The sequence below is a fragment of the Mucilaginibacter sp. genome (assembly GCF_041663085.1).
Taxonomy (GTDB): domain Bacteria; phylum Bacteroidota; class Bacteroidia; order Sphingobacteriales; family Sphingobacteriaceae; genus Mucilaginibacter.
In genome coordinates this window covers 1-8,612 of record NZ_JBAZRC010000183.1, presented here as the reverse complement: position 1 = coordinate 8,612, position 8,612 = coordinate 1, and the positions used below count along the sequence as shown (strand labels likewise).

Genomic DNA, 8,612 nt, shown 5'->3' with positions numbered 1-8,612 from the left:
AATAAATGGAACGTGCAAAACTACCAGATCTCGTTTGATGGTATCATCCGGATGCTTGAAGAGCAGCAGGAGCGCCGCAACGACGAGGGTATGGACGATATGGAAAACTATCGTGTATTGCGCACCTGCCCCACCTGCGAAGGCGCCCGTTTAAAAAAGGAATCGCTGCACTTTAAGGTTGATCAGAAGAATATTTTTGAGTTGGCCTGCATGGATATCACCACGCTTGATAAGTGGTACACTGGTTTAGAAGATAGGCTGAGCGAACGCCAGAACGTTATTGCTAAAGAGATATTAAAAGAAATTCGCGCTCGTATTGGCTTTTTGCTGGATGTAGGTCTGAGCTACTTAACATTAGACCGTACCGCCAAAACCCTTTCGGGTGGTGAGGCGCAGCGTATCAGGCTGGCCACGCAAATAGGCTCGCAACTGATGAATGTAATGTACATTTTAGATGAGCCAAGCATAGGACTGCACCAGCGCGATAACGAGCGTTTAATAAATGCGCTTAAAAACCTGCGCGATCTGGGTAACACAGTTTTGGTTGTAGAGCACGATAAAGATATGATACTGGAGGCCGACCACGTGATAGATATGGGGCCGGCAGCAGGCGTACATGGTGGCCAGATTGTTGCACAAGGCACACCTGCCGAACTGATGAGCCATCATACCCTCACCACATCATACATTAATGGCGAGCGGGAAATTGCTACCCCTAAAGAACGCCGCGAAGGTAATGGTAAAATACTGTCACTTAAAAAAGCAACCGGGCATAATCTGAAAAAGGTTTCTGTCGATTTCCCGTTAGGGAAACTGATTGGGATAACAGGTGTATCAGGCAGTGGAAAATCGAGTTTAATAACCGAAACCCTGTACCCAATACTGAATCACCACTTTTTCCGCGCCAAAAAACACCCGCTGCCGTATGAGAAAATTGAAGGGCTGGAACATATTGATAAAGTAATTGAGATAGACCAAACGCCAATTGGCCGTACACCGCGATCAAACCCGGCTACATATACAGGTGTATTCTCCGATATACGCAACTTGTTTGTGGCGCTGCCCGAGTCGAGGATACGCGGGTACAAACCCGGCCGCTTCTCGTTCAACGTAAAGGGTGGCCGTTGCGAAACCTGCCAGGGTGCAGGCCAAAAGGTGATAGAAATGAATTTTTTACCTGATGTACAGGTGCCATGTGAGGAATGTGGCGGCCGTAGGTACAACCGCGAAACACTTGAAGTACGCTACCGGGGTAAATCTATCAGCGATGTGCTGGATATGAGTATTGAAGATGCAACACCGTTTTTTGAGCATATTCCGTCCATTTATCGTAAGGTAAAAACCCTATTTGATGTGGGTTTGGGGTATATTACGCTTGGGCAATCATCCACCACATTATCCGGCGGTGAAGCGCAGCGTGTAAAACTGGCGACCGAGCTAAGTAAAAAAGATACAGGCAATACCTTCTATATATTAGATGAGCCTACAACCGGTTTACACTTCGAGGATATTAACGTATTGCTTGGCGTATTGTACCAATTGGTTGATAAAGGCAATACCGTGCTGGTTATAGAGCACAATCTGGATGTTATAAAGGTTGTTGATCATGTGATTGACCTTGGCCCGGAAGGCGGCTCGGGCGGCGGTAAAATACTGTTCAGTGGCACGCCAGAAGGTTTATGCAAGGTTAAAGAGAGTTTTACAGGGCAGTTTTTGAAGAAGGAAATGGGGATAAAGTAATAATGTACAGGAAGTTGTACAATACAAATACTTGTTTTATCTTTATAAAAATCGATCAGCATGATTACTACATACACAAATTTCAGGCAGCAGTTAAAATCTTATTTGGATAAGGTGCGAAACAGTCATTCTCCGCTTTTTGTGACCAGCGCTAATGGCGAAGATGTGGTGGTGCTTTCAAAATCTGATTATGAAAGTATGGAGGAAACTTTTTACTTACTAAAAAGCCCGACAAATGCTGCACGTTTATTACAGGGTATTCAGGATTATGAAAAAGGTTCTGGTACAGAAAGAAGCTTGATTGAAGAATGAAAATAGTTTTTCTTGACCAGGCATGGGAAGATTATTTATACTGGCAAGGTACAGATAAAGCAACCTTAAAAAAGATAAACGCATTAGTTAAGGAAATTGAAAGGCTGCCGTTTGAAGGCAATGGTAAACCAGAACCCTTAAAGCATAACCTTGCCGGATGGTGGTCAAGAAGAATAAATTTAGAACACCGTTTGGTTTATAAAATAGATAATGATGCTATTGTGGTTCTGCAATGCAGATATCATTATTAATTCCCCAAAACAAAACGTATAAATCCTATCTTTAGGATATATGTTGCCTTTACTCATATCAAAGCAAATTCGCGAAGCTGATGCTTATACCATAGCTCATGAACCTATAAGCTCTATCGAGCTGATGGAGCGGGCATCAAAAGCTTTTGTGGGCTGGTTCATCAATCACTTCCAGGATAAGAAACAAACCATTGCGGTTTACTGCGGAACCGGCAACAACGGCGGCGACGGTTTGGCCATTACCCGCATTTTGTGCGACCATGGTTACTGCAATATCGATGTAAAGATATGCCGCTTTAGCGATAAGGCAAGCGACGACTTTAACGGGAATTTTAAGCGACTAAAAACGGCAAAAATCGCCTTTCAAACGCTAAAAAACGGCTCTGAAACGCCCCGGGAAACTGCGGATATAATTATTGACGCCATGTTGGGCACCGGCCTTAATAAACCACTTGCCGGCGATTATAAAAAGTTAGTAGGCTACCTGAACAGCCTGCAAAAAACAGTTGTTGCTGTTGACGTACCTACCGGTTTTTACACCGATGGTGAGATCGCCAAAAACGCTACCGTTTTAATGGCCGACCTGGTGATCACCTTTCAACAACCAAAGATCAATTTCCTGTTGCCTGAATCCGGCCCGTATATAAACTGCTGCGAGGTGGTTAAAATAGGGCTGAGCGAAGAGTTCATCAATAACGCCGACACACCCTACTTTTTGGTAGAGGAACGCGACGCGCACCAATTGCTTAAGCTACGTAAACGCTTCAGCAATAAAGGCACCTACGGGCATGCGCTTATCATCGCCGGTAAAGACGAAACCATGGGGGCAGCATTGCTTGCCTCATCAGCATGTGCGCATGCCGGTGCGGGGCTAACAACTGCCTGCATCCCGCAAAGCGGATTGGTTGCGCTGAACAGTTCAATGCCCGAGGTAATGGCCCTGCTGCGCAGGGAGGATAAACTACCGGATATAAAATGGGATAAATATAGCACTATAGGCATTGGCCCCGGCCTGGGTAAAGAACCCGAAACATTAAAGCTATTAAAAGCTATCTGCAAAAATTATAGCAGGCCCATTGTTGTAGATGCCGACGCGTTAAATGTATTGGCAGAAAACAAGGCCTTACTAAAAAAGCTACCTGCCGGGAGCATTATTACGCCGCACATGAAAGAGTTCGACCGTTTGTTTGGGGAGCATACCAGTTGGTGGCAGCGCCTGCAAACCGCAAAAGCGAAGGCTAACGAACTCAATATTTACATCATCCTTAAAAATACTTATACTATTACGGCTACGCCAAATGAGAGGCTGTACTTTAATTCAACCGGCAACGCGGCTATGGCAAGCGGTGGGATGGGAGACGTGCTTACAGGTGTTATTACTTCCCTGTTAGCGCAGCAATATACCCCGCAGGATGCCTGTTTATTAGGGGTTTATATTCATGGTAAGGCAGGAGATGAGTTGGCGCTGCCAAATCGTTTATATGCTGTACTCCCTACAAATATCATTGCCCGGTTGCCGGTAACCATGGCAAAACTAAAGGCATAAAAAAAGCGAATGTCAGTATCAAACATTCGCTTTTCAAACTATTAACTGATCTTATAAAGAACTAAATACTTCTAACTAAGTGTATATATGACGTACAACGCATATATTAGTTACAGTAACAACGCTAAATATTTTTTTGTTTTATAATTTGAGCCGTTTTTGACAGGAATTTAACATTTTTTAACAAAAAAGCCGCTCTGCATTGCGCAAAACGGCTGATAAGCGTTCGGTGAAATATTTTTAAAATTGGCCAATAACCACCATCTGGTCCATGGTTGGGTTAATGCTGCCGCCCATGGGTTCTAATGTTACAGCAAAACCTTGTGCCGATGCAATTGCTTTCATTTCCTTTACACCTGCTGTATCAGCGGCGGGTTTGTCAAACACGCCCATATCTACAGGTTTGCCGCCAACAAGCGCCCATAACTGGTATTGGTGTTTGTTATCGTGCTTAGGCAGGTTCATGCTTTGTACATCAACCATCACCTTTTTACTAACCGAATTCCAGGCCAGTATCATGGCAGCGGTTGGTGTTTTAGGCAGGCCTTTTAGCCTCAATACCTTGTAGGTAGTATCGCGGTACATATTCAGCTGGCTATCCATCAGGTTAACCTGGTTGACAATGCGTATTTTATCTGTTTGCAGGGCCGTAAGCTGCGTGTTTGAATCCTGTAGTTTGCTGTAAAGGTTTATTAAACCATAAACGCTTATCAGTAATAAAGTTAAGCAAGCGGCAAACGCGTATTTATAAAAGCTGTTTACGCGTGCAGGCGGTAAGCTTATAACATGGTCGTCGTCCTGGTGGGTAACGGCTTTGGTAAATATCCTGTCATCACCTAAATTAACCAGCAGGCTACCTAAAACGCGCTGGCGTAAATCTGCCGGCGGTTCAATGGCATGTTCTTCGGCATAAAACTCCATCGATCTCTCGATCTCTGTAATTTCGTCTCTTATCTCAGGATATTTCGTGGCCATATCTTCCACCTGCAACTTTTCTTCTGCGCTGATGTCGCCCAGAACGTAAAGTTCCAAAATGCCGGATTCAATATATGCCTTAACGTTTTCCACTATTCATTAAAATGTTTTCTGAGTTGAAGTATCCCCATTCTTAACCGTGTTTTTATGGTGCCCAGGGGTACCCCGAGTTCTTCGGCAGCTTCCACATGGGTATAGCCCTTAAAATACACGAGGTCGAGAATTGATCTTTGTTCAGGTTTTAAGGTAGATACCAAATCCCTGATGCCCAATAACTCAGGCTTGTAAACTGTATTCTTTTGTTCGTCAATGAAAGTTACGTTATTTTCAAGCTCATGGTTTTTGCTTTGGTTCTTAAAATCTTTCGACCGAACCTTATCAATAGCTAAATTGCGTGCGATATTTACCATCCAGGTAAATAAGCGGCCTTTTTCACTGCTATAGCCCGAAAACGAATGCCATATTTTTACAAAAGTTTCCTGTAAAGTATCCTCGGCGATAGCCTCATCAGTAATAATACGCGAAATAACACCAAACAACGAGGCGGAGTACATATCGTACAAAGCCTCAACCGCGATCTTTTCACGGTTGCGCAAAGCAAGAATTAATTCCTCTTCAGATAGCGATATTTTGCGTTTGGGGCTCAACGTGTTGAAGATATAAAGGAATTATTACATTTCAAACAAATGTTTTTCTGCATGGTATGATGAGCGTACCAGCGGGCCGCTTTCTACATACCTAAAACCTTTCTTCAACCCCCATTCTTTATAGCTTGCAAACTGATCAGGGTGTATCCAGTCAATAACCGGGTGGTGGTTACGGGTTGGCTGGAGGTACTGGCCTAAAGTAAGGATGTGTACGCCGGCTTCCAACAGGTCGTCCATTGCTTCCAGTACATCTTCTTCGCGCTCGCCCAGGCCAAGCATAATGCCCGATTTGGTACGGACGCCTGCGGCCGATGTGCGTTTCAGTGCTTCAAGGCTGCGGTCGTATTTGGCTTGTATACGTACTTCGCGGGTTAAGCGGCGTACGGTCTCTAAGTTATGCGATACTACTTCGGGGCGGGTTTCCAGCACACGGTCAAGGTTATCCCAAATGCCACGGAAATCGGGCAGTAAAGTTTCAAGCGTGGTATCCGGGCTTTCGCGGCGGATGGCATTGATAGTCTCGGCCCAGATAATGGAACCGCCGTCTTTCAGGTCGTCACGGTCTACCGAGGTAATAACGCAATGTTTTACCTGCATCAGTTTAACTGAGTTAGCCACACGGTTTGGCTCGTCGGTATCAACTGCCAAAGGCCTGCCTGTTGCAACTGCACAAAACGAGCACGAACGGGTGCAGATGTTGCCCAGTATCATAAACGTAGCAGTACCGGCTCCCCAGCACTCACCCATATTAGGGCAATTACCGCTTTCGCAAATGGTATGCAGTTTATGCTCATCAACCAGGCCACGTACGTGGGCGTATTCCTTCCCTACCGGAAGCCTAACCCTTAACCAATCGGGCTTACGCTGCGGCTGGTTGGCGGGTACTACAGGCAAATCTATCATGCTACAAAATTAGTTAAAAATAAAGTATGTGCACCCGGCTTGTAAATGAATATTACGTAAAAACGATAAAATGTTTCTGCCGTTGTTGGTGTTGTCACCAACAACCTTTAGGACGGTGAATGTAGGCACAGTTTGGATGCATGGCGGCTTGTTGGTGACAACACCAACAACGGCTAAATCTCTAACTATGCATAAACGCTTTGCATGTGCTCATGTCTATCGGGAGATTGCTTCGTACCTCGCAATGACGAGTGAATATAAAATCTATTCTGCCGTTGTTGGTGTTGTCACCAACAACCTTTAGGACGGTGAACGTAGGCACAGCATGGATGCATGGCGGTTGTTGGTGACAACACCAACAAGGGCGAAATTACCAGGTTTCCTAACACAAAAAATCCGCAGAATAATTCCTGCGGATCATATATCTTTTGTCTTGATTCCTGACTCTTAAAATCTTGCTTCTCTCTTATTAAGCCAGTACACTCATGGCTTCATCTACAGAGATAGCGCCGTGCGATTGGTCGAGGATGCATTCGCCGTCTTTTATCAACAGCATCTGCGGCGACTCATGGTAAACCGAAAAATCAACGGCTATTTTGTTAGATAGGTCGCGGTGTTTGATCAGGTCTAAAAAGTAAAGGGGCATATCGGCAGGCAGGTTATCCCAGTCAAGCTCAAATCGCCTTTTAGCCATCATGCTGATAGAGCAGCGCGTGCTGTGTTTAAAAATAAGGCTGTAGCCTTGTTGCTGTTTAATATTATCCAGTTGATCAGCCGTTTCCAACGATATCCATTCCATAAAACAAAAGTAATATATAGTGCCTGTTCAAACGTAAAAACAATGTAAAACTGGTTTTAGTTTTAGGCTAAGGGTAAAAAATGACAAAAAGCTGCTTTTAACGGTGGCTGGGGTATGAACCGTATGCAGGGCATAATTTGTTTGAGCATGAAACCATGCTACCCAGTGCCAGTGCTATAATTGCTATGTATAAGATCTTCTTCATTATGTTTATTAAACTAAATATTTATACGGGTTTAACCTATTAAAGTTTCGTTCAGTTTAGCCATTTTAATAGCTGTTACAGCTGCTTCATCGCCTTTGTTGCCATGTTTACCACCACTGCGGTCAACAGCCTGCTGCTGATTATCAGTGGTTAATACACCAAATATAACAGGTTTCGAATATTTTATGGCAACATTTGTTACTCCGTTTGCAACTGCCGCGCAAATAAAATCAAAATGGCGGGTTTCGCCCTGTATCACGCAGCCCAGGGTTATAACGGCATCAAGCTTTTTATTTTTTAATAGTAGCTCGGCTCCGGCTGTTAATTCAAAGCTGCCGGGTACAGGATACGAGTGTATGTTCTCGGGTCTTGCACCGTATTTGATCAGGCTATCATAAGCGCCCTGGTATAAGGCGTTTGTTATTTCAGCATTCCACTCGGCAACCACAATGCCAAAGCTGTAGCCTTGGGCCGATGGGATCTCGCTCGCGGTTGAAAAATCTGACAGGTTTTTTAATTGAGTAGCCATTCCTTGATTTTAGATTTCGGATCTACGATTTTGGATTTGAAAATCTATGTATCGCAAATGCCGGGGTAAAGATAGAAATTGGTTTAAATAAATAATGCCTGCTTTTGAGGCAGGCATTATAAAGTTTTGTTAGTATCTGGTATTACTTCGCGTCAACGCGGGCAATGTACTCGTCAATATTTTGTGCTTCGGCGCTGTCAAAATAATCAGCTTTTATTTTTTTGTAAGTATCCGCTGCAGATTTGTTGTCTTTTTTAGCTTCGTAAACCAAACCCAGTTTCTTTAAATAAAACGGAGAAAGGAATTTGTTGCTTGCTTTATCAGCCGCTTTTTTGAAGTAGGTTTCAGCTTTGTCGTAATCTTTCAATTCAACATAAGCATCACCGGTGCTGCCTAAAGCTTCGGCTGCAACCATGTTATCATCACCACGGTAATTGGTTAAGTTATCAATTGCCTGGCGGTATTCGCCTTTGTTTAAATAAGCAGTACCTAAGTAAAAGTAAGCAAGGTTGGCAACTTTAGTGTTGCTGTAATCAGTTATTATTTTTTTGAAGCCAGGGTAACCGGCATCGCCGTTTATGGCTTTGTCCCAATCTTTTTTAGCCCAAAAATCTTGCGCTACGTGCATTTGGTTTGCAGCTGTAGTTTCCCTTGGTGCAAGGTAAAGTTTAAGGTATGCAATGTAAATAACAACCATAATAACAA

10 protein-coding genes are annotated in these 8,612 nt (G+C 43.8%); 4 read left to right on the top strand and 6 right to left on the bottom strand.

The window, feature by feature from the left end; translation table 11 throughout:
- From uvrA to WC615_RS21370, 4 genes are all read left to right on the top strand, one after another.
- Positions 1-1,740, top strand: a 1,740-nt coding sequence (uvrA, locus tag WC615_RS21385; RefSeq protein WP_372980086.1) for an excinuclease ABC subunit UvrA, incomplete at its 5' end; no start/stop codon positions are given.
- A gap of 60 nt (positions 1,741-1,800) precedes the next feature.
- Positions 1,801-2,052, top strand: coding sequence for a type II toxin-antitoxin system Phd/YefM family antitoxin (locus tag WC615_RS21380; protein WP_372980085.1), 252 nt, complete (start codon positions 1,801-1,803; stop codon positions 2,050-2,052).
- Positions 2,049-2,303 carry a Txe/YoeB family addiction module toxin gene (locus WC615_RS21375; protein WP_372980084.1) on the top strand — a complete coding sequence of 85 codons (255 nt, stop codon included), beginning with the start codon at positions 2,049-2,051 and terminating at the stop codon, positions 2,301-2,303. The genes WC615_RS21380 and WC615_RS21375 overlap by 4 nt, the downstream gene beginning before the upstream one ends.
- Positions 2,304-2,343: 40 nt before the next feature.
- Positions 2,344-3,849 (top strand): NAD(P)H-hydrate dehydratase, encoded by a 1,506-nt coding sequence (locus WC615_RS21370; protein WP_372980083.1) that lies wholly within the window; start codon positions 2,344-2,346, stop codon positions 3,847-3,849.
- 240 nt (positions 3,850-4,089) lie between these two features.
- On the opposite strand, the gene WC615_RS21365 is transcribed toward WC615_RS21370, so the two are convergent.
- The 6 genes from WC615_RS21365 to WC615_RS21340 form a co-directional block, all read right to left on the bottom strand.
- Positions 4,090-4,881 carry an anti-sigma factor domain-containing protein gene (locus WC615_RS21365; RefSeq protein WP_372980082.1) on the bottom strand — a complete coding sequence of 264 codons (792 nt, stop codon included), beginning with the start codon at positions 4,879-4,881 and terminating at the stop codon, positions 4,090-4,092.
- A gap of 35 nt (positions 4,882-4,916) precedes the next feature.
- On the bottom strand, positions 4,917-5,471 hold the full coding sequence (locus tag WC615_RS21360; RefSeq protein WP_372980081.1) for an RNA polymerase sigma factor: 555 nt from the start codon (positions 5,469-5,471) through the stop codon (positions 4,917-4,919).
- Between the two features lie 24 nt (positions 5,472-5,495).
- Positions 5,496-6,374, bottom strand: a complete 879-nt coding sequence (lipA, locus tag WC615_RS21355) for a lipoyl synthase (protein ID WP_372980080.1) — start codon at positions 6,372-6,374, stop codon at positions 5,496-5,498.
- A 469-nt stretch (positions 6,375-6,843) separates the two neighbouring features.
- The gene (gene ytxJ, locus WC615_RS21350; protein WP_372980079.1) at positions 6,844-7,173 is read right to left on the bottom strand and encodes a bacillithiol system redox-active protein YtxJ; all 330 of its coding nucleotides are present in this window, start codon (positions 7,171-7,173) and stop codon (positions 6,844-6,846) included.
- 236 nt (positions 7,174-7,409) lie between these two features.
- Positions 7,410-7,907 carry a 6,7-dimethyl-8-ribityllumazine synthase gene (ribH, locus tag WC615_RS21345; RefSeq protein WP_372980078.1) on the bottom strand — a complete coding sequence of 166 codons (498 nt, stop codon included), beginning with the start codon at positions 7,905-7,907 and terminating at the stop codon, positions 7,410-7,412.
- A gap of 142 nt (positions 7,908-8,049) precedes the next feature.
- Positions 8,050-8,612: tol-pal system YbgF family protein (locus tag WC615_RS21340; RefSeq protein WP_372980077.1), on the bottom strand; the 563-nt coding region annotated here is incomplete at its 5' end.

What these genes read in the sequence shown, in the direction of transcription:
- WC615_RS21380 (WP_372980085.1), top strand. Translation starts at nt 1,801, where the DNA reads ATGATTACTACATACACAAATTTCAGGCAGCAGTTAAAATCTTATTTG.
- WC615_RS21375 (WP_372980084.1), top strand. Translation starts at nt 2,049, where the DNA reads ATGAAAATAGTTTTTCTTGACCAGGCATGGGAAGATTATTTATACTGG.
- WC615_RS21370 (WP_372980083.1), top strand. Translation starts at nt 2,344, where the DNA reads ATGTTGCCTTTACTCATATCAAAGCAAATTCGCGAAGCTGATGCTTAT.
- lipA (WP_372980080.1), bottom strand. Translation starts at nt 6,374, where the DNA reads ATGATAGATTTGCCTGTAGTACCCGCCAACCAGCCGCAGCGTAAGCCC.
- ytxJ (WP_372980079.1), bottom strand. Translation starts at nt 7,173, where the DNA reads ATGGAATGGATATCGTTGGAAACGGCTGATCAACTGGATAATATTAAA.
- ribH (WP_372980078.1), bottom strand. Translation starts at nt 7,907, where the DNA reads ATGGCTACTCAATTAAAAAACCTGTCAGATTTTTCAACCGCGAGCGAG.